The following is a 24,070-nucleotide window of genomic DNA, read 5'->3' as shown; positions in this document are numbered from 1 at the left end:
AGCCGGCCAATCTCGCTATGCTCGCCCCCATGCAGAATCCGCCCGAGACGCCCCCCGCACCCGCCAAGCAAACCAACAACCCCTTGCACGGCATGACACTGGCCGCCATTGTCGAAGCCTTGCACGCCCACTACGGCTGGGAAGAGCTCGCACGGCTGGTGCCTATACGCTGCTTCCAGAGCCAGCCCAGCGTGAACTCCAGCCTCAAGTTCCTGCGCCAGACACCCTGGGCGCGCGAGAAGGTCGAAGGCCTCTATCTGTTCATGCTGCGCGAACAGCGGCGCGCGGGCGCGAACCGCTGAAGCGAGGTAAATCGTCAACTTGAAAGGCAAGTGGAAATAGCGCGGCGTTTACTTGGTGCTTGTCCTGCGCGCGCTGGATAAAACTGGCGCGACTCAAAGGCCAGGGGCAGCGAGCAAGGGCCGCCCCGCAGCGAGGCTGCAGCCCCTAGCCGGGCGCCCCCCTCCACCGAAGGATGAGAGGGGGGAGACGGGGCCGGCCATCCGGCGTGAGCGGCTCAGGGGGTGCTTCAGTCAACTCGGCACCAGAAAATCCCGGCTGATATCCGCGCCCAGCGCATTGACGCGCTCGAGGAACTGCGTGAGATAGGCGTGCAGCCCGGTCGCGAGGATTTCGTCGATGCGCGCATAGCGCAGGTCAGCAAGCAGCCGCCCCGCCTTGCGCTGGGTTTCGCCCGACTGCTCGTTCGCCACCAGCGCCAGGTTGGCCACCACCTCCTGCATGCTGGCCAGCAGCGACCTGGGCATGTCGGCGCGCAGCATCAGCAGTTCGGCCACGCGCTCGGGCGTGATCACGTCGCGGTAGACCTTGCGGTAGACCTCGAACGCCGAGACGCTGCGCAGCAGCGCGCTCCAGTGGTAGAAGTCGAACTGCACGTCACCGTTGCCGCGCGCGCTGCCGTGGTATTCGCGCTCGAGCGCGTGGAATTTCACATCCAGCAGGCGCGCGGTATTGTCCGCGCGCTCGAGGAAGGTGCCCAGGCGCAGGAAGTGGTAGGCCTCGTCCTGGAGCATGGTGCCTTGCGTGACGCCGCGCGACAGGTGCGAACGGTCCTTGACCCATTCGAAGAATTGCGCGGGATCGCGCTCGAACGCACCGTGATCGAGCTGCCTACCGACTTCAAGCCAGGTCTGGTTATGCGTTTCCCAGACTTCGGTGGTCAGCGTGCCGCGCACCGCACGCGCGTTTTCGCGCGCGGACCGCAGGCAGGACACGATGGACGCGCTGTTGCTCTCGTCACGCACCAGGAAGTGCAGCACCTTGTCGCGCGTCACCTCATCGTGCAAGGCCTGATAGGCGGGCACGAGTTCGCTGATCGACAGCACGCCCTGCCAGGCCTTGCGCGCCTGTCCCGGCGCCTGCGGCAGCATCGAAGTGTCATAGGCCACGCTCAGCAGACGTGCCGTGTTTTCGGCGCGCTCGACATAGCGGGACATCCAGAAAAGATGGTCGGCGGTACGGCTCAGCATGCAACGCTCCCTTGCGCGAGGCCGGAGTCCTCCGCGCCTTCGAGTACCCAGGTGTCCTTGGTCCCCCCGCCTTGCGATGAGTTGACCACCAGCGAGCCTTCCTGCAAGGCCACGCGCGTGAGCCCGCCGGCGACCATCTTCACGGTCTTGCCGCTGAGAACGAAGGGCCGCAGGTCGATGTGGCGCGGCGCAATGCCGCTTTCGACATAGGTCGGGCAACTCGACAGGCTCAGCGTCGGCTGGGCGATGTAGCCCGCGGGATTGGCCAGCAGCGCGCGCCGGAAATCCTCGATCTCGGCGCGCGTCGCGGCCGGGCCGATCAGCATGCCGTAGCCGCCCGCGCCATGCACTTCCTTCACGACGAGCTCATGCAGGTGGTCGAGCACATAGCGCAGATCGTCGCTCTTGCGGCACATCCAGGTCGGCACGTTCGACAGCAGCGGCTGCTCGCCCAGGTAGAAGCGGATCATGTCGGGCACGTAGGGGTAGACCGACTTGTCGTCGGCCACGCCGGTGCCGACCGCATTGCAGATCGCCACATTGCCCGCGCGATAGGCGCGCATCAGGCCGGGGCAGCCCAGCGTCGAGCTCTCGCGGAACACTTCGGGGTCGAGAAAATCGTCGTCCAGGCGCCGGTAGATCACGTCGACGCGGCGCAGCCCGCGTGTCGTGCGCTTGAACACCGTGTCCTGCTCGACCACCAGATCCTGGCCTTCGACCAGGTCCACGCCCATTTGCTGGGCCAGGAAGGCATGCTCGAAATAGGCACTGTTGTGCATGCCCGGCGTGAGCACCACCACCGTCGGCTCGGGTGCGCTCGCGGGCGCCACGGCGCGCAGCGTGTCGAGCAGCAGGTCAGGGTAATGCGCGACCGGCGCCACCGCATGCTGGGCGAACAGCTCGGGAAACAGCCGCATCATCATGCGGCGGTTTTCGAGCATGTAGGACACACCCGAAGGCACGCGCAGATTGTCCTCGAGCACAAAATATTCACCTGCGCCGTCGGCATTCGCGGCACGCACGATGTCGATGCCCGCGATCTGCGCATAGATGTCGCCGGGCACCTTGACACCGGCCATTTCCGGGCGGTACTGGGCATTCTCGAGCACCAGATCGGCGGGTACGATGCCCGCGCGCAGGATCTCCTGGTCATGGTAGACGTCGTGGATGAAGCGGTTGAGCGCCGTCGCGCGCTGCACCAGGCCGCGCTGCAGGTGCGACCATTCCTGGGACGGAATGATGCGCGGTATCAGGTCGAACGGAATCAGCCGCTCCCGGCCGACCCCGCCCTCATCCTTTGCGCCGTAGACGGCAAAAGTGATGCCGACCCGGCGGAAAATCATTTCCGCCTCGGCGCGCCGTGCCTGCATGGCCGCGCCGGGCTGGCGTGCAAGCCATTGGCGGTAGTCTTTGTAATGCGGTCGAACATCACTGCCCTCAAAGGGCGTGGTTGCATACATTTCGTCGAATCTTTGCATCAGCGGAGCCTCCTGCCGTCCAACCAAGCAAGCTTCGGGCCCGATACGGCTGCGCGCTTGCCTGGCGCTTCAGTGTACCCAGCGCGCAAGAGGATGTTGACGCTCGCCGCAGATCAATTTTTCCGGCCATCGCCCGTCTGCCAGTAGCGCAGGCGCAGCGCGCGCTCGCAGTCCAGGCGCTGTGGCTGCGCCGACGACCACTGCGCGGCGCCACAGGCCGCGCTGGTCACCACGTTCACGCCCTGCGCGCGGTAGCGCTGCACCACCGGCGCTGCGGGGTGGCCGTAGCGGTTGCGGTAGCCGGCCTGCACCAGCGCATGGCGCGGCGCGACGGCGGCAATCCAGTCGGCGCTCGACGACGTCTTGCTGCCATGGTGCGGCACCAGCAGCCAGTCGGCGCGCAGTGGCGCGCGCTGCGCCAGCAGCGCGGCCTCCTGCGCGCGCTCGATATCGCCCGCGAGCAGGGCCGCGGCGCCATTGGCGGCGACGATGCGCAACACGCAGCTGTGCGCATTGGGCACGGCCTGGGCCGGCCGCCGCCGCTGTCTCCGCGCCGCAGGCGCCGGCGCATCGGCCGTGGCCGGCAATGGATGCAGCACTTCGAAGGCCACGCCATCCCATGACCACCGCTGGCCCGCAGCGCAGGCCGTGGCCGAACGCTGCACAGCCACCGGCCATTCGGGGCTGATCGCGCCGCGCAGCGCGGCCTGGGGCTGCGCGCGCAGCACGGACGCCGCGCCGCCAACGTGGTCGCTGTCACCATGGCTGAGCATCAGCACATCAAGGCGAGCGCCCAGCGCGCTCAGCAGCGGCACCAGCACCCGCTGGCCTGCATCGCTGTCCGGGCCGTAGCGCGGGCCGGTGTCGTAGAGCAGGCTATGGGACCGGGTGCGCACCAGCACCGCATTGCCCTGCCCGATATCGGCCGCGAGCAGCGTGAAGCTGCCATGCACGGGCCGCGCGGGCTGCCACCACAGCGCCGGCAGCAGCAGCGGCAGCCCCATGAGCCGCACGGGCCAGGGCAGGCGCAGCACCAGCCAGATGCCGCCAGCGACCGCAGCGAACGCGGCCCAGACCGGTGCCGCGGGCAGGAACAGCTGCGCCGCGGGGAGCTGCGCGAGCCACGCCAGTCCCGCGGTCAGGGGCAGCACGCAGATCGTGGCCAGCTGCCACAGCGGCGGCCAGCACATGCCCAGCAGGGCGAGCGGGGTGACCACCAGCGTCACCCAGGGAATGGCCAGCAGGTTGGCCACCACCCCGACCAGCGAGACCTGGCCGAACAGCAGCACGCCCAGCGGCGTGAGCGCGAGCGTGACCACGGCCTGGGTGCGCAGCAACGCGAGAGAACGCGCGCGCAGCAGTGCCAGCGGGCGCGCTCTCTCGCCGTTCGGCGCGCCTTCCTCGTGCGCCGCCGCGGTACGCGCCGACGCCGCAAACAGCACGCCAACGGCGACAAAGCTCAGCCAGAAACCCGCCTGCCACAGGGCCCAGGGGTCGGCCAGCACGACCGCTGCGAGCGCGAGCAGCCAGACCTGGTGCCAGGGCCAGCGCGCGCCGGCCAGGCGCAGGCCACCGACCACGGCCAGCATCGCGACCGTGCGCTGCGCGGGCAGCCCCCAGCCGCTGAGCAGCGCGTAGGCCAGCGCCAGCAGCACGCCGCCGACCAGCGCGGCCGTGGGCGCGGGCAGCCACAGACAGCAGCGCGCCGATCGCCGCCAGGCCCAGCCCAGCACCGCCGCAGCGATCCAGGCGAACAGCGTGATGTGCAGACCCGAAATGCTCATCAGGTGGGCCACGCCGGTCGCACGAAACAGCGCCCAGTCGCTGTGCGCGATCGCGCCCTGGTCGCCCACCACCAGCGCCGCGACCACGCCACGCGCACGCTGCCAGGACGGACTCTGCGGCACAGCCGGCGGCGCGACGACCGCATCACGCAGGTGCTGGCGCAGCCGTGCGACGGGATGGCGCCCGGTCTGCGCGAGCCGCTGCGGCTTTGCCTGCGCCTTGCCCGCACGCACATAGCCCGTGGCCTGCACGCCCTGCTCCCAGAGCCACAGCTCCTGGTCAAAGCCATGGGGATTGCGCAGTCCATGCGGGGCCTTGAGCCGCACCGTCAAGGACCAGCGCTCGCCGGCCGCAAGCGGCATGGGCGCAATCTGTGCAGATGCGCGCTCACCGCCGCGCGGCCCCTGCCAGCTCAGCTCGACCAGCGGCGGCACCCGCACCCGGGCGCCCTGCCCTGCATCCGTTTTGGCAAGCCGCTCGGCATGCTCGACCGCAAGGCGAAAGCGCGTACCCCAGGGCGTGGGTTCGGGCATCGCGGCAACGACCCCCGTAAGGCGCAGATCCTGGCCTTCGAGCGCTGCGTCCAGCGCCTGCGACTGGAATGCGAGCGCGCGCACCCCGCTGCCCGCGCCCATGGCACAGGCAGCGGCAAGCGCGCACAGCAGCCAGGCCACACCCCAGGGCGTGCGGCGGTTGGCGATCCAGGCCGCGCCGGCCAGCGCCACGCCGGCGAGCAGCAGGCCCGCATAGCCGCCCGGGCGCCACAGCGCGGGCTGCGTGACCTGCCAGGCCGCGCCCGCGACCAGGCCAATGAGCGCCGCCTGAAAGCCAGACCACGGCCGCAGCGGCCGCAGGGCGGCAGCCGGGGTCGACAGGGGGTGGAGCGCGGCGCGCATGGCGCAGATGCTAGCCAGTGCCATCCTCCCCTGCCAAGCCCGCATCCACGCTGCCCCTGCGCCCATCAGTGGCTATCGGCGCCAGGCCTATGTCACACTCGCGGACGACCCCATTTCCCTGATCTTTTGCCAAAGGAAACCGTGATGAGCGTTTACAACAAGCTGAATGAACTGCAGATCGAACTGCCCGCGCTGGCCGTGCCCGCCGCCGCCTACCTGCCCTATGTGCAGACCGGCTCGCTGGTGTTCCTCAGCGGCCATATCGCCAAGAAGGACGGCAAGGTCTGGGCCGGCCAACTGGGCCGCGACATCACCACCGAAGAAGGCAAGGCGGCAGCGCGCGCCGTGGCCATCGACCTGCTGGGCACGCTGCAGCATGCGGCCGGCGGCGACCTCAACCGCGTGCAGCGCATCGTCAAGGTGATGAGCCTGGTCAACTCGACTGGCGACTTCACCGAGCAGCACCTGGTCACCAATGGCTGCAGCGAACTGCTGGGCGAAGTCTTCGGCACCAAGGGCCAGCATGCGCGCAGCGCGTTTGGCGTGGCACAGATTCCCATGGGCGCCTGCGTGGAGATCGAGCTGATCGCGGAACTGGCCTAACGGTCTTCGGCCTGCGACATCCACGCCGGAATGTCGCGCTGGCCATGGAGCACGCGCCAGACATCGATATGGTCGTGTCGCTCGACATAGAACACCACATGCGGGTAACGGCTCAAAGGCCGGGCCCGCAGACCCGGCAGCTGGAGTTCATGCGCCCAATGCGGTGACCCCGTACCGGGGTGGCGACCAATGTGCGCATAGGCCTGCTCCAGCGCATCAATGAAGCCCAGCGCGGCAGCCTGCGCATGCTCATCCAGGTAATGGGCAATCACTTCGTCAACGTCCCGGCAGGCCTGCTCGCGCGGGACTACGGGCTTGGCTTTCATTCTTGCGCGCCCGCCTTTGCGCGCTGGCGCACACGGTCCCGCAGGCCGGCAAAGTAGGCGCCATCGACCGCCTCCGCCCGGGCACAAGCCGCGCCCGCGAGCAGCAGGCCGCGCAGTTGCAGACGATCCTGGTCCTTGCGGATCAACTCGCGCACGTACTCGCTGCTGGTGCCATAACCGCGCTGACTGACCTGTTCGTCGACAAAGGACTTGAGGGATTCGGGCAGGGAAATGTTCATCGTGCTCATGCCACAAGCTTAGCGATTTTGGCAAAATTTGGCAAAGTTGCTGCATTCCCCCCGATGGACGAAACCCCGCTTTGAGCGGGGTTTCAAACGGGCCTGGGTCAGGCCCTTCATCGGGCCAGCCGTCATTCCACGCGCGTAACGCGCGCCGGCTTGAAGCCGAGATCAGCCGCCTTGCCCTTGCCTGCGCGCTTGCCGCGGGCGTTGTTGAGGCTGCGGATTTCCAGCGTCTCGTCGCGCGCCTTGCCGCCGCGGCCAATGCCCTCGAGGCGGATGCTGCGCGTGTAGGCCGCAGCGCCCGCAAGCTGGTCGCCGGCTTCGAGCGCCAGCAGCATCAGGCCGCGCGCCGCGCTGCCCATGGTCTTGAGCTCGCCGATCTCGAACGTCAGGATGCGGCCACCGACCGAGCCCACGGCCACATGGGTGGCGGCCGGCGGGGTGACACTGCCCGAGCCGCCGCTCGCGAGCGACGGCGCGCACAGCGTTTCGCCTTCGGCCAGGTTGACAAAGGCCTTGCCGCCCTTGTTGCGCGAGACCAGGCTGTCGACATTGGCGAGGAAGCCGTAGCCGCCCGAGCTGGCCAGCAGCAGGCAGGCCTGGGCCGGGCCCGCGAAGTAGTACTGCAGCCGCGTGCCGCTTTCGAGCTCGACCAGCGTGGTCACGGGCTGGCCGTCACCGCGCCCGCCGGGCAACTGCGCCACCGGCACGGAATAGACCCGGCCATTGCTGCCGAACGCCAGCAGCTGGTCGACCGTGCGGCATTCGAAGGTGCCATAGAGCGCATCGCCGGCCTTGAAGCTGAAGCTCGCGGCCTCATGGCCATGGCCCTGGCGCGCGCGCACCCAGCCTTTTTCCGAGACCACCACGGTGACGGGTTCGTCGGCGACCTTGACCTCGGCAATGGCTTTCTTCTCTTCCTGGATCAGCGTGCGGCGCGCATCGGCGAACTGCTTGGCGTCGGCTTCGATCTCCTTGATCATCAGCCGGCGCAGCGTGGCCGGATTGCCCAGGATGTCCTCGAGCTTGCCCTGGCTTTCGCGCAGCGCGGCGAGCTCCTGCTCGATCTTGATGGCTTCGAGCCGCGCGAGCTGGCGCAGGCGGATCTCGAGGATGTCCTCGGCCTGGCGCTCCGACAGCGCAAAGCGCTCGATCAGCGCGGCCTTGGGCTCGTCGCTCTCGCGGATGATGGCAATCACTTCGTCGATGTTGAGCAGCACGATCTGCCGCCCTTCGAGGATGTGGGCGCGGTCGAGCACCTTGGCCAGGCGGTGCTGCGAGCGCCGCGTGATCGTGCCCTGGCGAAACTCGACCCACTCCTGCAGCATCTGCAGCAGGGATTTTTGCACCGGCCTGCCGTCCAGGCCGATCATCGTCAGATTGATCGAACTCGAGGTCTCGAGGCTGGTGTGGGCCAGCAGCATATGCGACAGGTCGGACTGGCGCACCTTGCCGCTCTTGGGCTCGATGACGATGCGCACCGGCGCATCCTTGCTCGACTCGTCGCGCACGCCGTCGAGCACGGCCAGCAGGTTGACCTTGAGCTGCTGCTGGTCCTGGGTCAGCGTCTTCTTGCCGGTCTTGATCTTGGGGTTGGACAGCTCCTCGATCTCCTCGAGCACCTTCTGCGTCGAGACGCCGGGCGGCAGCTCGGTGACCACCATCTGCCACTGGCCGCGCGCGAGTTCCTCGATCTTCCAGCGCGCGCGCACCTTGAGGCTGCCGCGGCCCGTGCGGTAGGCGTCGGCGATGTCGGCCGGGCTGCTGATGATCTGGCCGCCGCCGGGATAGTCGGGGCCGGGCACGAGCAGCGCGAGGTCGGCCTGGGACAGCTGCGGCTTCTTGATCAGCGCCACGCAGGCGTCGGCGATCTCGCGCAGGTTGTGGCTGGGGATTTCGGTGGCCAGGCCCACGGCGATGCCGCTGGCGCCATTGAGCAGGCTGAACGGCAGGCGCGCGGGCAGCTGGCGCGGCTCCTGGGTCGAGCCGTCGTAGTTGGGCACGAAGTCGACCGTGCCCTCGTCGATCTCGTCGAGCAGCAGGCCGGTGATCTTCGACAGGCGTGCCTCGGTGTAGCGCATGGCCGCGGCGCCGTCGCCGTCGCGGCTGCCGAAGTTGCCCTGGCCGTCGACCAGCGGGTAGCGCTGGGCGAAGTCCTGGGCCATGCGCACCAGCGCGTCATAGGCCGACTGGTCGCCATGCGGGTGAAAGCGGCCGAGCACGTCGCCGACCACGCGCGCGCTCTTGACCGGGCGCGGCGCGGTATTGCCCGAGTAGCTCAGGCCCATGCGGTCCATCGCATAGAGAATGCGCCGCTGCACGGGCTTCAAGCCGTCGCAGACATCGGGCAGGGCCCGGCCCTTGACCACCGACAGCGCGTACTCGAGGTAGGCGCGTTGCGCATAGGTTCCGAGGTCCAGCGCATCGCCATTGGCTTGCACTGCCAGATCCAAAGTATCTTGATCGCTCATTGTTCTCGTTTCTTGTCGAAAGACTCCCGCGCGCTGCCCGCAGGCAGCGTCATGCGGATGCGTGAAGATCGTGCGGCCGGCGTACCGGCGGCCGGCGCCTCGTCAGCCCCTGCCATCCAGGCCGCGGCGACGGGCGCCAGCGGCTGGAGCTGGCGGTACAGCGCCAGCACGGTCTTCACATAGTTTTGGGTTTCCTTGAACGGCGGAATCTTCTGCCCCGCGCGGCGCACCGCGCCTTCGCCCGCGTTGTAGGCCGCAAGCGCCAGGTCCAGCCGGCCGTCGAACAGGTCCAGCAGATGGCGCAGGTAGCGCGCGCCCGCGGGCACGTTCACGGCCGGATCGTGCAGTTGCTGGGCCAGCGTGCGGCTGCCCGCGGCCGCAACGCCGAAGCGCTCGGCCGTCGCGGGCATCAGCTGCATCAGGCCCAGCGCGCCCTTGGGCGAGACCGCGTGCGCGTCGAAGCCCGACTCGGTGGCAATCACCGCCTTGAGCAGCGCATAGTCGACACCGCTGCGCTCGGCCGCGCGGCGCAGGTGCGGCCGCACGCTTTTATAGGCCGGCAGGATGTCGAAATACGACTGCACGCGCGCCCGGACGACCAGTGTCGCACCCGGGTCCTCCCCGGCATGGGCCGCCCCCCCGATATCGCGCTCGGAGTCGAAGCTCGGCCCCCGAAAGAACAGCGCATAGCGCTCATCGAGCTGCTCGGCCGCGAAATGCGTCACGCCCTGCGCATCGACAAACGCCCAGAGATCGGCGCGCGCCGCGCCCGCGACCAGCCCCAGGCACAGCAGGCCTGCCGCCAGCAGGCGGCGGCCAAGGCTGCGGCCTGGCAGTGGCAGGAAGCGGGCGATGCCGGGCATGCGTTACCGGTTCTTCAGATGTCGATTTCCACGGCATCGCCATGCAGTTCCATGAGCTCGCGGCGGGCCGCGGCCTCGCCCTTGCCCATGAGCTTGGTGATCACGCCTTCGGACGCAGCAAAGTCCATGTTCAGCAGCTGCACCGGCAGCAGGCGGCGCGTGTCGGGGTTGAGCGTGGTGTCCCAGAGCTGCTCGGCGTTCATCTCGCCCAGGCCCTTGAAGCGGCTGACCTGGCACTTCTCGCGCGGCACGCCGTCCTTGGCGCACTTCTCGAAGATCGCGGCGAGTTCGCTGTCGTCCAGCGCATAGACCTTGGCCGCGGGCTTCTTGCCGCGCGCGGGCACGTCGACGCGAAACAGCGGCGGCAGCGCCACATGGATGTGGCCGGCCTCGACGAGCTTGGGGAAGTGGCGAAAGAACAGCGTCAGCAGCAGCACCTGGATGTGCGAGCCGTCGACGTCGGCGTCCGACAGGATGCAGACCTTGCCGTAGCGCAGGCCCGACAGGTCGGGAGAATCGTTGGGCCCGTGCGGATCGACACCGATGGCCACCGAAATGTCGTGGATTTCGTTGTTGGCGAACAGCCGGTCGCGGTCGACTTCCCAGGTGTTGAGCACCTTGCCGCGCAGCGGCAGCACGGCCTGGGTTTCCTTGTCGCGGCCCATCTTCGCGCTGCCGCCGGCCGAGTCGCCCTCGACCAGGAAGACTTCGTTGTGCAGGAGGTCACGGCTTTCGCAGTCGGTGAGCTTGCCGGGCAGCACGGCCACGCCCGAGCCCTTGCGCTTTTCGACTTTCTGGCCGGCCTTCTGGCGGCTTTGCGCGGCCTTGATCGCGAGCTCGGCGAGCTTCTTGCCCCACTCGACATGCTGGTTGAGCCACAGCTCGAGCGCCGGGCGCACGAAGCCCGAGACCAGGCGCACGGCGTCGCGCGAATTCAGCCGCTCCTTGATCTGGCCCTGGAACTGGGGATCGAGCACCTTGGCGTTGAGCACGTAGTTGGCGCGCGCGAACACGTCGTCGGGCATCAGCTTGACGCCCTTGGGCAGCAGCGAATGCAGGTCGATGAAGCTTTTGACGGCCTGGAACAGACCGTCGCGCAGGCCGCTTTCATGCGTGCCGCCGGCCGTGGTCGGAATCAGGTTGACGTAGCTTTCGCGCACCGGCGCGCCGTCCTCGGTGAACGCCACGCACCAGGCCGCGCCTTCGCCTTCGGCAAAGCTGTCGTGGTTGCGGTCGGCGAAGCCTTCGCCTTCGAACAGCGGAATCGCGGGCTCGCCGTGCAGGCTCTGCTGCAGGTAGTCGCGCAGACCGCCCTTGTACTGCCAGGTCTGGGTGTCACGGGTCTTCTCGTTGACCAGGGTCACCGTGACGCCGGGCATCAGCACGGCCTTGCTGCGCAGCAGATGGACCAGCTCGCCCATGGGCAGCTGCGCGGTTTCGAAATACCTGGCGTCGGGCCAGACGCGCACCGTGGTGCCGCGCTTGCGCTCGCCATTGGCCAGCGGCAGGGTCTGCAGCGGCTCGATCACGTCGCCCGCGGAAAACACCAGGCGCGCGCTGTGGCCGTCGCGGTAGCTCGTGACTTCCATGCGCGTGGACAGCGCATTGGTCACCGAAACGCCGACGCCGTGCAGGCCGCCCGAAAAGCTGTAGGCGCCGCCCTGGCCCTTGTCGAACTTGCCGCCCGCGTGCAGGCGCGTGAACACCAGCTCGATCACGGGCGCATTTTCTTCGGGATGCAGGCCGTAGGGAATGCCGCGACCGTCGTCCTCCACGCTGACCGAATGGTCGGCATGCAGGATGACCTTGATTTTCTTGCCGTAGCCGGCCAAGGCTTCGTCGGCCGCGTTGTCCACCACTTCCTGCAGGATATGCAGTGGGTTGTCGGTACGCGTGTACATGCCCGGCCGCTGCTTGACGGGCTCTAGGCCCTTGAGCACGCGGATCGAGCCTTCGGAGTAAGCGCTGGTGGAGGAGGATGAAGGTTTAGCTGCCATGGGCTGGGATTGTAGTGCTGCGCAATCGAAAAAGCTGTATGGGCAGACAGCATGGCCTTGCGACCTCTGTGCTGCCACCCCGCGAAGCCGCGTGCGAGCCAGCGGTGCGTGGCCAATTTGGCTACAGTCGCATCATCATGCAAAAAACATTACCAACACCACTGTCCATGATGCAGGTGCTGCTGTGCGGGGGCGCAGTCGTCACCTTGTCCATGGGGATTCGCCACGGCTTCGGCCTGTGGCTGCAGCCCATCACCCAGGAAATGGGCTGGACCCGCGAATCCTTCGCCATGGCCATTGCCATCCAGAACATTGCCTGGGGCGTCATGGGGATTTTCGTCGGCATGGTCGCCGACCGCTTCGGCGCGTTCCGCGTGCTGCTGGCCGGCGCCGCAATGTATGCCCTGGGGCTGACCGGCATGGCGCTGTCGACCACGCCCACCTGGTTTGCGCTCACGGCCGGCCTGCTGATAGGCGCGGCCCAGGCCGGCACCACCTATGCCGTGGTGTTCGGCGTGCTGGGCCGGCAGATACCGGCCGCGCGCCGCTCCTGGGCCATGGGCGTGATCGCGGCCACCGGGTCGTTCGGCCAGTTCTTCATGGTGCCGGTAGAAGGCGCACTGATTGCCCAGATCGGCTGGTCGAATGCGCTGATCGTGCTGGCCATGCTGGTGCTGATGATCGTGCCGCTGGCGTTCGGCCTGCGCGAGCCCGGCTTTTCTTCCAGCAGCCCGCGGCCGCAGCGCGAGCAGACCGTGGGCCAGGCCATGGCCGAAGCCTTCCGCACACCGAGCTTCCTGCTGCTGACCGCGGGCTACTTCGTCTGCGGCTTCCAGGTCATGTTCATCGGCGTGCACATGCCCAGCTACCTCAAGGACTACGGCCTCGCTCCGCATGTGGCCAGCTATTCGCTGGCGCTGGTCGGGCTGTTCAACATCTTCGGCACCTATCTGGCCGGCAACCTGGGCCAGCACTTTCCCAAGCGCTACCTGCTCGCGGGCATCTACCTCGCGCGCTCGGTGGTCACGGTGGCGTTCCTGCTGGTGCCCCTGTCGCCCACGTCGGTCTATGCGTTCTCGGCGGCCATGGGCTTTCTGTGGCTGTCGACGGTGCCGCTCACCAATGCCACCGTGGCGCAGATCTTCGGCATCCACCACCTGTCCATGCTCGGCGGCTTCGTGTTCTTCAGCCACCAGGTCGGCAGCTTCCTGGGCGTCTGGCTGGGCGGCTATCTCTATGACCGCAGCGGCAGCTATGACATCGTCTGGTATCTGTCGATCGCGCTGGGCATCTTCGCCGCGCTGATCAATCTGCCGGTGCGCGAAGCCGCGCTGCAGCGGCCCGCGGCGGCAGCGGCCTGAGCCATGGCAGACAAACCCCTTCCCCTCGGCCTGCGCGTTGTCGGCGGCGCACTGATGGCGCTGGTGTTGCTGGCCGTGTTCGGGCTTTACACCAACCCTGAATTCATGCGGATGATGGCCGATCAAATGTGGGCGTGCTTCTGATGACGGCCTCGCCCTGGATACAGCGCTTCAGCCATCTGGTGCCCGCGGGCGGCACGGTGCTGGACGTGGCCTGCGGCCAGGGGCGCCATGTGCACTGGTTTGCGCAGCGCGGCCACCCTTGCCTTGGCATAGACCGCTCGGAGCAGGCGCTCGCGGCGCTGCCGGCCTCGGCGCAGCGGCTGTGCGCCGATATCGAGCAAGCCGCCTGGCCGCTGCCGGGCGCGCAGTTCGCGGCCGTGGTGGTCACCAATTACCTCTGGCGCGCGCTGCTGCCCACGATCGTGGCCAGCGTCGCGCCGGGCGGCGTGCTGCTGTATGAGACTTTTGCCGAGGGCAACGCGCGCTTTGGCAAGCCCTCGCGCGCCGGCTTCCTGCTGCAGCCCGGCGAACTGCTGCGCGCCTGCGGCAACGAACTGCGCGTGGTTGCCTACGAAGACGGCTTTCTCGATGGCCCCGCGCGCTGCGTGCAGCGCATCGCGGCCCTGCGGCCGCTGCCCGGCACCGACACGCTGGCGGCGCTTTAGGACACTGATCAGGACGCCAATGGCTGCACTTTTTTCGTCCGGAAACAGTCCCCATTCCCTTCGCACGCCTGCGAGCACCCTGTGGGTTGCGCACACTCGTTAGAATGTCTCTTTCCCGTTTTCAACTGCGGACATGACCTCTTCCACCGTCGCCCTCACTGGCAGCATTGTTGCCCTCGTCACCCCCATGCACGAAGACGGTAGTGTCGACTACCCGAGCCTGCGCAAACTGATCGACTGGCATATCGCCGAAGGCACCGACTGCATTGGCGTGGTGGGCACCACAGGTGAATCCCCCACCGTCAATGTGGAAGAGCACTGCGAGATCATTCGCGTGGCCGTCGAACAGGCCGCCAAGCGCGTGCCCATCATGGCCGGCTGCGGCGCCAACTCGACGCGCGAAGCGATCGAGCTGGCGAAATTCGCCAGGACCGTCGGCGCCGACAGCCAGCTGCAGGTCGTGCCCTACTACAACAAGCCCACGCAAGAGGGCCAGTACCAGCACTTCAAGGCCATTGCCGAAGCCGTGGGCGACCTGCCGACGGTTCTCTACAACGTGCCGGGCCGGTCCGTCGCCGACATGCTGCATGAAACCGTGCTGCGTCTGGCGCAGGTTCCCGGCATCATCGGCATCAAGGAAGCCACGGGCAACATCGAGCGCGCCCAATGGCTGATCCGCGACGTGCCCGCGGGCTTTGGCGTGTACTCGGGCGATGACCCGACCGCCGTGGCCCTGATGCTGTGCGGCGGCCACGGCAACATCAGCGTGACGGCCAACGTGGCGCCGCGCCTGATGAGCGAACTGTGCAAGGCAGCGCTGGCCGGCGACGCGCAGCGCGCGATGCAGATCCAGCGCCAGCTGATGCCGGTGCACAAGCAACTGTTCGTCGAAGCCAATCCGATTCCCGTGAAATGGGCCGTTGCCCGCATGGGACTGTGCGGCGCCACCATGCGCCTGCCGATGACGGACCTGAGCCCCCAATATGTGGACGTGGTCGAGGGCGCGCTGCGCTCCGCAGAGCTGCTCTGAGCCTGCGTCCCCCTTACCAGAGCACCGAGGATTTTTCGCGTGAAACCAACTACTGCACGTCTGGGCCTGCTGGGCCTTGCCATGGCGCTTTCTGCCTGCTCCACTTTCAATTCGGAAAAGATCGATTACAAAAGCGCCGTCAAGGCGCCGACGCTCGAAGTTCCCCCCGACCTGAGCCAGCTGACGCGCGACACGCGCTACAACGTGCCCGGAGGCGTGGTCTCGGCCAATGCACTGCAAGCCGGCCAGGCCACGCAGGCGCCGAGCGGCGCGCAGACCGTGGTCAACGCCGTGGGCGATGTACGCATCGAGCGCGTGGGCAATGAGCGCTGGCTCGTGATCCAGCGCCCCGCCGACAAGCTCTGGGACCCGGTGCGCGATTTCTGGCTCGAAAACGGTTTCGTGCTGGTACAGGACGATGCCAAGATCGGCATCATGGAAACCGACTGGGCCGAAAACCGCGCCAAGCTGCCGCAGGACGTGATCCGCTCGGCCCTGGGCAAGGTGTTCGACTCGCTGTACTCCACGGGCGAGCGCGACAAGTTCCGCACGCGCCTGGAGCGCAAGCCCGACGGCGGCACCGAGATCTACATCACCCACCGCGGCATGCAGGAGGTCTATTCCAGCCGGGAAAAGGACGCGACCGTCTGGCAACCACGCGCGGCCGACATGGAACTCGAAACCGAGTTCATGCGCCGCCTGATGGTCAAGCTGGGCCTGAGCCAGGAGCAATCCCAGGCCGCGACCGCTTCGGTGCAGGCCGCGCCTGCCGCGCCCAGCGCCCGCATGGACACCGTCGACAACGCTCCCGTGGTGCTGCTCGACGAAGGCTTCGACCGCGCCTGGCGCCGGGTCGGCCTGGCGCTGGACCGCACCGGCTTCACGGTCGAGGACCGCGACCGCAGCCGCGGCATCTATTACGTGCGCTATGTCTCTCCCGAAGAACAGAAGGCCAAGGGCTTCTTCGGCCGCATCTTCAGCCAGGGCGGCGAAGCCTCGGCCCCGGTCAAGTACCAGATCCAGGTGCGCGCCGAAGGCGAACGCTCGACGGTGTCGGTGCTGACGACCGCCGGCGCGCCGGAAACTTCGGCCAACGCCCAGCGCATCGTGCGCGTGCTGACCGACGACCTGAAGTAAGACCAGGATCCGACAGGCCCGCGAGGGCCTGGCAAGCCAAAGCCACCGCATGCGGTGGCTTTTTCATTTTCCAGGCACGGCACCGGCCCGGCGGCAATAAAAAAAGCCCCGATCGCAAGACCGGGGCTTTCATGCCAGGCAGGGGAGCGGCGAACCGGCCCCCTGCGGCGCGTGATTACTTGGCAGCTTCGCCAGCAGCAGCGTCGGCAGCAGCCTTGGCGGCATCTTCAGCAGCCTTGGCGGCTTCTGCAGCGGCGTCAGCGGCAGCGTCTGCAGCGGGGGCCGCGTCAACAGGAGCGGCATCCGCAGGAGCGGCGTCAACGGGAGCAGCAGGAGCGACTTCCACGGGTTCTGCAGGAGCTTCCACGGCGGGTGCGGCCACGGGAGCAACTTCTTCCTTCTTGCCGCAAGCGACGAGGGCAGCAGCAGCGATCACGGTAGCCAGAACGAGAGAGTTCTTCATGTCAGTTTTCCTAATTGAGGAGCAGTGAGAATTCGATATGCCAATTAACGGCCAGCCTCTTGCAGCCATGGAACGTTCCGGCAGAGTCGCAAGAAAATTACTGCGACACAGCGGGCAATTATAGGGAGATTTCACGAATCCTGACGATTCCTGACGCCACTTCTACAATTGACCACAAACTTTTTTACGGGTTTACCCGCTGGTTGCAGTACAGGCCTGCCTGCTTAACGCGCGAGCCCCGGATTGCGCTGACAGGAATCGGGCCGACACGACAAAAAACCGTGCTGGGCCCTACGCCTTATCATTCAGCAGCACGTACCCAGCCGGCCTCGTGCCACGAAGCCAGCAGTTCAAGCGCATCGTCGCTGGCCTTGGCCAGATCGCGCGCCGACAGCGCGCGCTGGTCGGCAAGCAGGCGCATCAGCTTGGCGTCGCGGCCTGCGGCCAGATAGCTTTCGCCGTTGATGAACACATGGCGCGCGTCGTACATCATGCGCGTGCGGCGGTCGAGCACCAGGCTTTCCAGCATCACGCCCTCCTCGCCGGCCTCGAACCAGACATTCGGCTTGGGGTCGGTCAGGTACTCGCCCAGCGCGCGCTCCAGCGCCAGCGGTTCGGCCAGCGCACGCTCGAGCGCCTTGCGCGCGAACTCCGCCATGGCCGCGGGAATTTCACCCGGGTGTGTCACCGCCTCCTGCCTGGGGTCGCGGTACAGCACCGGCGCTTCGGGTTCGTCGGGTTCGTCCGACATGCGCAGCAGCAGCTCGCGCGCGAGCTCCTCGCGCGCCGGCGCCCGAAAGCCTATCGAATAGGTCATGCACTCGCCTTCGGCCACGCCGTCGTGGGCGTAGCGCGGCGGCAGGTAGAGCATGTCGCCGGCCTCGAGCACGAACTCCTGCTCGGGCTCGAAATCGGCAAGAATCTTCAGCGGAACGCCTTCCTGCAGCGTCAGGTCCTTTTGCCGGCCTATGCGCCAGCGGCGCTTGCCGTGCGCCTGCAGCAGGAACACGTCGTAGCTGTCGAAGTGCGGGCCCACGCCGCCGCCGTCGCTGGCGTAGCTGATCATCAGGTCATCGAGCCGGGCCTCGGGCACGAAGCGGAACTGCTGCAGCAGCGCGTGCACGCCCGCGTCGTGCAGGTCCACGCCCTGCACCAGCAGCGACCAGGCCTTCTGGCTCAGCGCCGGCAGGTCCTTGCTGGAGAAGGGGCCGTGGTCCATGGTCCAGCCCTTCTTCTGCTGGCGGATCAGCCGCGACTCGACACCGTCCTGACCGGCCAGCGCGAACAGCGCATCCCGCCCCACGGGCGCGACCAGCGCGGGCACGGCCTGGCGCACCAGCAGCGGCTTCTTGTGCCAGTGGCGGCGCATGAACTGGGAAGCGGTCATTCCGCCGAGCAGGGCGAGGGGTTGGTCAATATCCATGGTGGTCAACGGGGTCGCGATCTAAGAAACAGGCTGCATTGTCCTATGTATGCCGCCGGGGCTGTTTGCTTGTCCTCAAAGGGATCGTGCCCAGGGCTTGAGCACAGAATGCCCTGGCTCAGCGCAAAGCCCGAAACTCGCTGGGCGCCATGCCCGTATACGCCTTGAACGCGCGGCTGAAATGTGCGCTGTTGCTGAAGCCGCAGCCGAAAGCGATGTCGGTGATGGTGCGCGCCGCGGCGCGCGCGTCGCGCAGCTCGCGCATGCACAGCTCCAGGCGCAGCTGCTGTATCCAGGTGGCAAGCGTCAGGGGTTCGTCGGCAAACGCGTTGTAGAGGTGGCGCTTGCTGCAATGCATGGCCTGGGCGATGTCGTCGATGGTCAGGCGCGGGTCGCGCACATGGGCCGCGACATGGGCGCGTATGCGGTCCTTGAACGCCTCCTGCTGGGTCAGGACCGTGCCGCGGCCCGAAAGCTCCTGCAGCGACAGATGCACCAGGTCGATCAGCAGCTCGCCCGCGCGCTCGGCGACCGCAGGCGCCATGGTCGGCAGTTCCTGGTAGGTGCTGCGCATGGCCTCGAGCGCGACACGCGCAATGCCCGAGGCACCGCCTACGTTGCGCCCCATCAGGCCTTCGAGCCGGATGCCGCGCTGCACCAGACTGCGGCGCGGCAGCATCACGATCAGGTGCTCGGACCACTCGGGGTTGGCGACTTCATAGGCCTGGCTGGTGTCGTAGATCACCCAGTTGCCGCTGCGCGCGCTGGCTTCGCGGCCCTGCTGGCTCACGGCCGCAAGCCCCTGCCAGGGCGCGACGATCTTCACATAGTCGGGGTCGTGCGAGCGCCGCCCCTGGACGCTGCGGATCACGCGGTGGCGCGCGGCCTCGAGCCGGGTCATGACCACCGCGCCCGCCTGCGAGCGCTGCAGGTGGCCTTCGAACACCGTATCGCCATAGAGGTCGGTGCCCAGGCCCGAAAACAGCGTGGACATCCAGTCCTGCCACGCGGGTACGGCGTCCTGGGCCGACAGGCCATCGGTGCTCAAAGTGCTTGCGGTGTTCATCGGCGCGCTTTCCGGCTCCCGGCCTCGCGGCCTGATATGACGGTCCATTATCCGGTGCATGCGCGCGCGGCGCCGGCCATCGTGCGCTGCCACGGGAAAACCCTGAATCCCGTGCATTCACAGTCAAGCACTTTGTGCATGCTCAGTACAGCCGCGCCCGGGGCCACGCCCTAGCATCCCTGCACGCTCAGCAAAAGAGCGCCCAAGGAGACAAGCATGAAGACAGCGAGCAAGCGTTTCTGGCTGCGGCAGGTGAGTGCCGCCGCCGCGATCACCACTTTGGCCACCCTGGCCCCGCTGGCCCTGGCGCAGGAAGCACCGAAATCGGTGCGCATAGGCTGGGCCATCGCCAAGACCGGCCACAACGCCGGCGGCACCGCGGCCACCGTGACGCCCAACTACCAGCTCTGGGTCAAGGAGATCAATGCCGCCGGCGGCATCATGCTCAAGGCCTACGGCAAGCGCGTGCCCATCGAAGTCGTCGAGTACGACGACCGCTCGAGCACCGAGGAAGCGGTGCGCGCGACCGAGCGCCTGATGACCCAGGACAAGGTCGACTTCGTGCTGCCGCCCTGGAGCACGGGCAGCAACCTGGCCGTGGGCCCGACCTACGAAAAGCACAAATACCCGCTGCTGGCCGCGACCGCGGTGACCGACAAGGCGCCCGAACTGGCCAAGCGCTGGAAGCATGCGTTCTTCTTCCTGGGCACGGGCGCGGGCTACGCCGAGTCGCTCGTGAGCTACCTCGAAACCGCGAAGAAGGAAGGCAAGATCGGCAACAAGATCGCGATGATCAACATCGCCGACGGCTTTGGCGTGGAACTCGCCAACGCCACGCGCAAGGCGGCCAAGCAGCACGGCTTCGAGCTGGTCTACGACAAGAGCTATCCGATAGGCACGCAGGACATGACGCCGCTGCTGACCGAGGTCAAGAGCAAGAACGCCGACGTGTTCATCGCCTACTCCTACCCGCCCGACACCATGCTGATCACCGAGCAGTCGCGCATCAACGGCCTGAACCCCAAAGTGATGTTCACCGGCGTGGGCACGCAGTTCCCTATGTTCAAGGCCAAGTTCGGCGCGGCCGCCGAAGGCATCATGGCGCCCGGCGGCGTCGACTTCGACGCCCCGGCAATCAAGGACTACTTCCAGCGCCACAAGGAATCCGCCGGCCACGAGCCCGACCGTTTCGCCAGCACCATCCAGTACACCACGCTGCAGGTGCTGCAGCAGGCGATAGAGCGCGTGGGCAAGATCGACCGCGCGGCCGTCACGCAGGAAATCAGGACCGGCACCTTCGACACCATCATCGGCCCGGTCAAGCTCGAGAACCAGATGCTGACCAAGCTCTGGTACGTGGGCCAGTGGCAGAACGGCGAGTTCTACGGCATTGCGCCGAGCAACCGTGCAGGTGCCAAACCGGCCATCATTCCCAAACCAGCCTGGAAGAACTGACGCCAGCCCGCGCAGCGCCCATGCGGGTGCTGCGCCGGTGCGTGACACTATGAATCTCCTCGACATCCTGCTCGCGGGCAGCACCCTGGGCGGCCTCTACGGGCTGATCGCCATGGGACTGACCCTGCAATACGGCGTCGCGCGCATCATGAACCTCTCCTATGGCGAGTTCCTGATCGCGCCGGCCTTCCTGGCCTACCTGGGCGTGACCGCCTGGGGCCTGTCTCCCCTTCTGATGCTGCTGCTGGTACTGCCGCTGGGCTTTGGCGTGCAGTGGCTGGTCTATCAATTGCTGTTGACTCCGCTGGTGCGTCGCACCGGCGCGGGCCCGGCGCTCGAAATCGACTCCATCCTCGCCACGTTCGGCCTGATGTTCGTCGTGCAGGGCGTGATGATGGTCGGCTTCGGCGGCAACTACCACAGCTACAGCTATCTCTCGACGCCGGTGCAGATCCTGGGCAGCACGGTCGCGGCCAACCGCCTGCTGGTGCTGGGCGTGGCCGTTGCGCTGGGCCTGGGCCTGTACCTGCTGCTGACGCGCACCCGCATGGGCACGGTGGTGCGCGCCGTGTCGGTCGCACCGCGCTTTGCGCCGCTGGTCGGCATCGACGTGCGCTTCACCGCGGCGCTGGCGTTCGGCATAGGCGGCGCGATGGTCGCGGCTTCGGGCGTGCTGGTCAGCATGTTCCTGCCGTTCTCCGCGGCCATGGGCACGATGTTCGCGATGAAGGCGCTGATCGTGGTGATCATGGGTGGCGTGGGCAACCTCATGGGCTGCCTGCTCGCGGGAATGATGCTGGGCTTTGCCGAAACGCTGGTCGCCACCTTCATAGACCCCGGCCTGACACTGGCCGTGAACTACGCGCTGTTCCTCGGCGTCTTGCTGCTGCACCCCACGGGCCTGTTTGGAAAGGGCACACGATGAGCCGCCGCGATGCAATGGCATGGGGCGCGGGCGCCCTCACCCTGGCCCTGCTGGCCACGGTGCCCCGGTGGATGCACAACGACTACTATCTGTCGCTCTTGATCAGCGTGCTGATGTACAGCGTGCTGGCCTCGGCCTGGGCGCTGTTCTCGGGCCCGACGCGCTATGTCTCGCTGGCCACCGTGGCGTTCTTTGGCGTCGGTGCCTACACCACGGCGGTGTTCGGCGAAGCGCTGCCCTGGGCGGCGGTGCTGCTGATCGCGCTGGGCGTGGGCGTGGCGATGGCGCTGCTCGTCGGGCTGGCGACGCTGCGGCTGTCGGGCGTGTACTTCGTGATCTTCAGCTTCGGCCTGGCCGAGCTGACCAAGCAGCTCGTGACCTGGTATGAAGTCAACATCACCAAGGACCTGGGCCGCTATGTGTTCGTCGACATCACGGCCCAGGACATCTACTGGCAACTGCTGGTGCTGCTGGCCCTGGTGCTGGGCCTGCGCGCCTGGATCGCGCGCACCCGCCTGGGCCTAGCGCTGCGCGTGATCGGCGAGGACGAGACCGTGGCCGTGCACGTGGGCATCAACACCACGCGCGTGAAGGTGCTGCTGTTCACGCTCAGCGCCGCGTTCATGACCGTGGCCGGGGCGATCATGGCGCCGCGCTGGACCTACCTCGACCCGACCATTGCCTTCGCGCCCGCGATCTCCTTCCAGACGCTGATCATGGCCTTGCTCGGCGGCGCGGGCACGCTGTTCGGGCCGCTGCTCGGCGCGGTGCCGCTGGTGCTGCTGTTCGAGTTCCTGTCGGCGAATTTCCCCAACCATTTCGCCATCCTCGTCGGGCTGGTGTTCATGGTGATCGTCTATGCGGTGCCCAACGGCATCTCCGGCTGGCTGCGCCGGCGCAAGAAGAACAACGGAGGTGGGGAATGAATACACCCCTGCTGGAACTCAAAGGCCTGAGCAAGCGCTTTGGCGGTCTGGTCGCGGTCAACGACCTGTCGTTCGACGTGCACGCGGGTGAAGTCGTGGGCCTGCTGGGCCCCAACGGCTCGGGCAAGACCACGGCCATGAACCTGGTCTCGGGCGCCTTGCCGCTCAACGCCGGTGAAGTGCGCTTCGACGGCCGCACCATCAGCGGCCTGGCCAGCCACCAGATCGCGCGCCTGGGCGTGGCCCGCACCTTTCAGCTGGTGCGCGTGCTCGGCGGCATGCACTGCCGCGACAACGTGGCCGCGGGCCTGGCGTTTCGCCCCGGCGGCCTGCACGGCCGGGCTGCCGAGCGCGCCGCGCAGCAACTGCTCGAGCGCGTGGGCCTGGGCGCCCAGGCCGAGCTGCCCGCAGCCGAGCTGACCTATATCGACCAGAAGCGGCTGGAACTGGCGCGGGCGCTGGCGCTCGCGCCCAGGCTGCTGCTGCTCGACGAATGGCTCGCCGGGCTCAACCCCACGGAACTGCAGCAGGGCATCGCGCTGATCGCCGCGCTGCGCGATGAAGGAATGACGGTGCTGATGGTCGAACATGTGATGGATGCGGTGCACGCGCTGTGCAGCCGCTGCGTGGTGATGAACACCGGCGCGCGCATCGCCGACGGCCCCACGCGCGAAGTGCTCAGCGACCCGCGCGTGATCGAAGCCTATCTGGGCAGCGACGACATCGAGGAGGCCGCCCATGCTTGAAGTGCACGACCTGTCCCTGGCCTACGGCAAGCACCAGGCGCTGCGCGGCGTGTCGCTGCAGGTCGACAAGGGCGAACTGGTGGTGATGCTGGGCGCGAATGGCGCGGGCAAGTCTTCCCTGCTCAAGGCCATAGGCGCGATGGTGCGCCCGCAGGACGGCGCGCGCGTGCTGCTCGCGGGCCAGGAGCTCACGCGGCTGCCGGCCCACAAGGTGGTCGAAGCGGGCCTTGCGCTGGTGCCCGAGGGCCGCGGCGTGTTCGGCGACCTCACGGTGCGCGAGAACCTGCAGCTGGGCGCCCAGCCGCGGCGCGCACGCGCGCTCGAAGCGCAAAGCCTGGCCCGCGTGCTCGACCTGTTTCCCAAGCTCGCCCAGCGCATGGCGCAGACCGTGCGCACCATGAGCGGCGGCGAGCAGCAGATGGTGGCCGTGGGCCGCGCGCTGATGTCGGCGCCCGATATCCTGCTGCTGGACGAGCCGTCTCTCGGCCTGTCGCCGCTGATGTGCAAGGAGCTGTTCGCGGCGCTGGCGCGCATCCGCAAGCTCGGCGTGGGCGTGCTGCTGGTCGAGCAGAACGCGCGCCAGAGCCTGGCGATTGCCGACCGCGGCTATCTGCTGGAGACCGGGCTGGTCGTGGGCCAGGGCAGCGCTGCAGAACTGCAGGCCAGCCCGGCCGTGCGCAAGGCATATCTGGGCGCAGCCCACTGATTTTTTTGTGAAG

The 24,070-nt window shown here is 67.5% G+C and carries 23 protein-coding genes; 12 read left to right on the top strand and 11 right to left on the bottom strand.

Translation table 11 applies throughout. From position 1 onward, the window contains the following. The first annotated feature begins 29 nt into the window (after positions 1–29). Positions 30–302 carry a VF530 family DNA-binding protein gene (locus tag GVL12_RS11455; protein ID WP_159913971.1) on the top strand — a complete coding sequence of 91 codons (273 nt, stop codon included), beginning with the start codon at positions 30–32 and terminating at the stop codon, positions 300–302. Positions 303–533: 231 nt separating this feature from the next. On the opposite strand, the gene GVL12_RS11450 is transcribed toward GVL12_RS11455, so the two are convergent. The 3 genes from GVL12_RS11450 to GVL12_RS11440 form a co-directional block, all read right to left on the bottom strand. After that, a complete protein-coding gene (locus GVL12_RS11450) occupies positions 534–1,490 on the bottom strand; it encodes an alpha-E domain-containing protein (RefSeq protein WP_159913969.1) in 957 nt (318 codons plus the stop codon). Then, positions 1,484–2,968, bottom strand: a complete 1,485-nt coding sequence (locus GVL12_RS11445) for a circularly permuted type 2 ATP-grasp protein (protein WP_159913967.1) — start codon at positions 2,966–2,968, stop codon at positions 1,484–1,486. The genes GVL12_RS11450 and GVL12_RS11445 overlap by 7 nt, the downstream gene beginning before the upstream one ends. Before the next feature lie 113 nt (positions 2,969–3,081). Next, a complete protein-coding gene (locus tag GVL12_RS11440) occupies positions 3,082–5,649 on the bottom strand; it encodes a DNA internalization-related competence protein ComEC/Rec2 (protein ID WP_200843689.1) in 2,568 nt (855 codons plus the stop codon). Between the two features lie 144 nt (positions 5,650–5,793). On the opposite strand from GVL12_RS11440, the gene GVL12_RS11435 reads away from it, so the two are divergent. Further along, positions 5,794–6,252 (top strand): RidA family protein, encoded by a 459-nt coding sequence (locus tag GVL12_RS11435; protein WP_159913963.1) that lies wholly within the window; start codon positions 5,794–5,796, stop codon positions 6,250–6,252. On the opposite strand, the gene GVL12_RS11430 is transcribed toward GVL12_RS11435, so the two are convergent. The 5 genes from GVL12_RS11430 to GVL12_RS11410 all read right to left on the bottom strand — a co-directional run bounded on the left by GVL12_RS11430 (position 6,249) and on the right by GVL12_RS11410 (position 12,151). Next, positions 6,249–6,578 (bottom strand): type II toxin-antitoxin system RelE/ParE family toxin, encoded by a 330-nt coding sequence (locus tag GVL12_RS11430; protein WP_159913961.1) that lies wholly within the window; start codon positions 6,576–6,578, stop codon positions 6,249–6,251. The genes GVL12_RS11435 and GVL12_RS11430 overlap by 4 nt on opposite strands. Further along, positions 6,575–6,817: a ribbon-helix-helix domain-containing protein gene (locus GVL12_RS11425; protein WP_200843688.1), complete on the bottom strand. Its 243-nt coding sequence runs from the start codon at positions 6,815–6,817 to the stop codon at positions 6,575–6,577. Before GVL12_RS11425 ends, GVL12_RS11430 begins: the two co-directional genes overlap by 4 nt. A 131-nt stretch (positions 6,818–6,948) precedes the next feature. Further along, on the bottom strand, positions 6,949–9,291 hold the full coding sequence (gene parC, locus GVL12_RS11420; protein ID WP_159913957.1) for a DNA topoisomerase IV subunit A: 2,343 nt from the start codon (positions 9,289–9,291) through the stop codon (positions 6,949–6,951). After that, complete coding sequence (locus tag GVL12_RS11415) at positions 9,288–10,154, bottom strand: lytic transglycosylase domain-containing protein (protein ID WP_159913955.1); 867 nt, start codon at positions 10,152–10,154, stop codon at positions 9,288–9,290. The genes parC and GVL12_RS11415 overlap by 4 nt, the downstream gene beginning before the upstream one ends. Positions 10,155–10,168: 14 nt before the next feature. Next, positions 10,169–12,151, bottom strand: a complete 1,983-nt coding sequence (locus GVL12_RS11410; RefSeq protein WP_159913953.1) for a DNA topoisomerase IV subunit B — start codon at positions 12,149–12,151, stop codon at positions 10,169–10,171. Between the two features lie 167 nt (positions 12,152–12,318). Here GVL12_RS11410 and GVL12_RS11405 point away from each other — a divergent pair, with 167 nt between their 5' ends. The 5 genes from GVL12_RS11405 to bamC all read left to right on the top strand — a co-directional run bounded on the left by GVL12_RS11405 (position 12,319) and on the right by bamC (position 16,347). After that, positions 12,319–13,512 carry an MFS transporter gene (locus GVL12_RS11405; protein WP_159913951.1) on the top strand — a complete coding sequence of 398 codons (1,194 nt, stop codon included), beginning with the start codon at positions 12,319–12,321 and terminating at the stop codon, positions 13,510–13,512. 3 nt (positions 13,513–13,515) lie between these two features. Beyond that, the gene (locus GVL12_RS11400) at positions 13,516–13,656 is read left to right on the top strand and encodes a hypothetical protein (protein ID WP_159913949.1); all 141 of its coding nucleotides are present in this window, start codon (positions 13,516–13,518) and stop codon (positions 13,654–13,656) included. Continuing rightward, on the top strand, positions 13,656–14,180 hold the full coding sequence (locus GVL12_RS11395; protein WP_159913947.1) for a bifunctional 2-polyprenyl-6-hydroxyphenol methylase/3-demethylubiquinol 3-O-methyltransferase UbiG: 525 nt from the start codon (positions 13,656–13,658) through the stop codon (positions 14,178–14,180). Before GVL12_RS11400 ends, GVL12_RS11395 begins: the two co-directional genes overlap by 1 nt. A 133-nt stretch (positions 14,181–14,313) precedes the next feature. Further along, a complete protein-coding gene (dapA, locus tag GVL12_RS11390) occupies positions 14,314–15,210 on the top strand; it encodes a 4-hydroxy-tetrahydrodipicolinate synthase (protein WP_159913945.1) in 897 nt (298 codons plus the stop codon). A 39-nt stretch (positions 15,211–15,249) separates the two neighbouring features. Then, positions 15,250–16,347: an outer membrane protein assembly factor BamC gene (gene bamC, locus GVL12_RS11385; RefSeq protein WP_200843687.1), complete on the top strand. Its 1,098-nt coding sequence runs from the start codon at positions 15,250–15,252 to the stop codon at positions 16,345–16,347. Positions 16,348–16,522: 175 nt separating this feature from the next. Here the strand turns inward: bamC and GVL12_RS11380 are convergent, their stop codons facing one another. The 3 genes from GVL12_RS11380 to GVL12_RS11370 all read right to left on the bottom strand — a co-directional run bounded on the left by GVL12_RS11380 (position 16,523) and on the right by GVL12_RS11370 (position 19,299). After that, the gene (locus GVL12_RS11380; protein ID WP_159913943.1) at positions 16,523–16,810 is read right to left on the bottom strand and encodes a hypothetical protein; all 288 of its coding nucleotides are present in this window, start codon (positions 16,808–16,810) and stop codon (positions 16,523–16,525) included. Between the two features lie 301 nt (positions 16,811–17,111). Beyond that, entirely contained in the window at positions 17,112–18,233 is a 1,122-nt protein-coding gene (locus tag GVL12_RS11375) for a cupin domain-containing protein (RefSeq protein ID WP_159913941.1), read from the bottom strand. Positions 18,234–18,351: 118 nt separating this feature from the next. After that, positions 18,352–19,299: a helix-turn-helix domain-containing protein gene (locus GVL12_RS11370; RefSeq protein ID WP_159913939.1), complete on the bottom strand. Its 948-nt coding sequence runs from the start codon at positions 19,297–19,299 to the stop codon at positions 18,352–18,354. 216 nt (positions 19,300–19,515) lie between these two features. Between GVL12_RS11370 and GVL12_RS11365 the strand changes: the two genes are divergently transcribed. From GVL12_RS11365 to GVL12_RS11345, 5 genes are read left to right on the top strand one after another with little or no spacing between them, the layout of a single operon-like run. After that, on the top strand, positions 19,516–20,754 hold the full coding sequence (locus tag GVL12_RS11365; RefSeq protein WP_159913937.1) for an amino acid ABC transporter substrate-binding protein: 1,239 nt from the start codon (positions 19,516–19,518) through the stop codon (positions 20,752–20,754). Between the two features lie 49 nt (positions 20,755–20,803). Beyond that, the gene (locus GVL12_RS11360) at positions 20,804–21,679 is read left to right on the top strand and encodes a branched-chain amino acid ABC transporter permease (RefSeq protein WP_159913935.1); all 876 of its coding nucleotides are present in this window, start codon (positions 20,804–20,806) and stop codon (positions 21,677–21,679) included. Further along, on the top strand, positions 21,676–22,605 hold the full coding sequence (locus tag GVL12_RS11355; RefSeq protein ID WP_159913933.1) for a branched-chain amino acid ABC transporter permease: 930 nt from the start codon (positions 21,676–21,678) through the stop codon (positions 22,603–22,605). The genes GVL12_RS11360 and GVL12_RS11355 overlap by 4 nt, the downstream gene beginning before the upstream one ends. After that, the gene (locus tag GVL12_RS11350; protein WP_159913931.1) at positions 22,602–23,351 is read left to right on the top strand and encodes an ABC transporter ATP-binding protein; all 750 of its coding nucleotides are present in this window, start codon (positions 22,602–22,604) and stop codon (positions 23,349–23,351) included. Before GVL12_RS11355 ends, GVL12_RS11350 begins: the two co-directional genes overlap by 4 nt. Then, positions 23,344–24,057, top strand: coding sequence for an ABC transporter ATP-binding protein (locus GVL12_RS11345; protein ID WP_159913929.1), 714 nt, complete (start codon positions 23,344–23,346; stop codon positions 24,055–24,057). The genes GVL12_RS11350 and GVL12_RS11345 overlap by 8 nt, the downstream gene beginning before the upstream one ends. Positions 24,058–24,070: the final 13 nt, after the last annotated feature.

The organism is Pantoea sp. 18069 (genome assembly GCF_902706035.1).
Taxonomy (GTDB): domain Bacteria; phylum Pseudomonadota; class Gammaproteobacteria; order Burkholderiales; family Burkholderiaceae_C; genus Comamonas.
This window is presented reverse-complemented; position numbering and strand designations above follow the sequence as displayed.

Excerpts from the sequence above, each read along its gene's own strand:
- GVL12_RS11360 (WP_159913935.1), top strand. The coding sequence starts at position 20,804 with ATGAATCTCCTCGACATCCTGCTCGCGGGCAGCACCCTGGGCGGCCTC.
- GVL12_RS11375 (WP_159913941.1), bottom strand. The coding sequence starts at position 18,233 with ATGGATATTGACCAACCCCTCGCCCTGCTCGGCGGAATGACCGCTTCC.
- GVL12_RS11415 (WP_159913955.1), bottom strand. The coding sequence starts at position 10,154 with ATGCCCGGCATCGCCCGCTTCCTGCCACTGCCAGGCCGCAGCCTTGGC.
- GVL12_RS11355 (WP_159913933.1), top strand. The coding sequence starts at position 21,676 with ATGAGCCGCCGCGATGCAATGGCATGGGGCGCGGGCGCCCTCACCCTG.
- GVL12_RS11350 (WP_159913931.1), top strand. The coding sequence starts at position 22,602 with ATGAATACACCCCTGCTGGAACTCAAAGGCCTGAGCAAGCGCTTTGGC.
- GVL12_RS11365 (WP_159913937.1), top strand. The coding sequence starts at position 19,516 with ATGAAGACAGCGAGCAAGCGTTTCTGGCTGCGGCAGGTGAGTGCCGCC.
- dapA (WP_159913945.1), top strand. The coding sequence starts at position 14,314 with ATGACCTCTTCCACCGTCGCCCTCACTGGCAGCATTGTTGCCCTCGTC.
- GVL12_RS11425 (WP_200843688.1), bottom strand. The coding sequence starts at position 6,817 with ATGAACATTTCCCTGCCCGAATCCCTCAAGTCCTTTGTCGACGAACAG.
- parC (WP_159913957.1), bottom strand. The coding sequence starts at position 9,291 with ATGAGCGATCAAGATACTTTGGATCTGGCAGTGCAAGCCAATGGCGAT.
- GVL12_RS11440 (WP_200843689.1), bottom strand. The coding sequence starts at position 5,649 with ATGCGCGCCGCGCTCCACCCCCTGTCGACCCCGGCTGCCGCCCTGCGG.
- GVL12_RS11405 (WP_159913951.1), top strand. The coding sequence starts at position 12,319 with ATGATGCAGGTGCTGCTGTGCGGGGGCGCAGTCGTCACCTTGTCCATG.
- GVL12_RS11410 (WP_159913953.1), bottom strand. The coding sequence starts at position 12,151 with ATGGCAGCTAAACCTTCATCCTCCTCCACCAGCGCTTACTCCGAAGGC.
- GVL12_RS11370 (WP_159913939.1), bottom strand. The coding sequence starts at position 19,299 with ATGAACACCGCAAGCACTTTGAGCACCGATGGCCTGTCGGCCCAGGAC.
- GVL12_RS11395 (WP_159913947.1), top strand. The coding sequence starts at position 13,656 with ATGACGGCCTCGCCCTGGATACAGCGCTTCAGCCATCTGGTGCCCGCG.
- GVL12_RS11445 (WP_159913967.1), bottom strand. The coding sequence starts at position 2,968 with ATGCAAAGATTCGACGAAATGTATGCAACCACGCCCTTTGAGGGCAGT.
- GVL12_RS11435 (WP_159913963.1), top strand. The coding sequence starts at position 5,794 with ATGAGCGTTTACAACAAGCTGAATGAACTGCAGATCGAACTGCCCGCG.
- GVL12_RS11455 (WP_159913971.1), top strand. The coding sequence starts at position 30 with ATGCAGAATCCGCCCGAGACGCCCCCCGCACCCGCCAAGCAAACCAAC.
- GVL12_RS11380 (WP_159913943.1), bottom strand. The coding sequence starts at position 16,810 with ATGAAGAACTCTCTCGTTCTGGCTACCGTGATCGCTGCTGCTGCCCTC.
- GVL12_RS11345 (WP_159913929.1), top strand. The coding sequence starts at position 23,344 with ATGCTTGAAGTGCACGACCTGTCCCTGGCCTACGGCAAGCACCAGGCG.
- GVL12_RS11400 (WP_159913949.1), top strand. The coding sequence starts at position 13,516 with ATGGCAGACAAACCCCTTCCCCTCGGCCTGCGCGTTGTCGGCGGCGCA.
- GVL12_RS11430 (WP_159913961.1), bottom strand. The coding sequence starts at position 6,578 with ATGAAAGCCAAGCCCGTAGTCCCGCGCGAGCAGGCCTGCCGGGACGTT.
- GVL12_RS11450 (WP_159913969.1), bottom strand. The coding sequence starts at position 1,490 with ATGCTGAGCCGTACCGCCGACCATCTTTTCTGGATGTCCCGCTATGTC.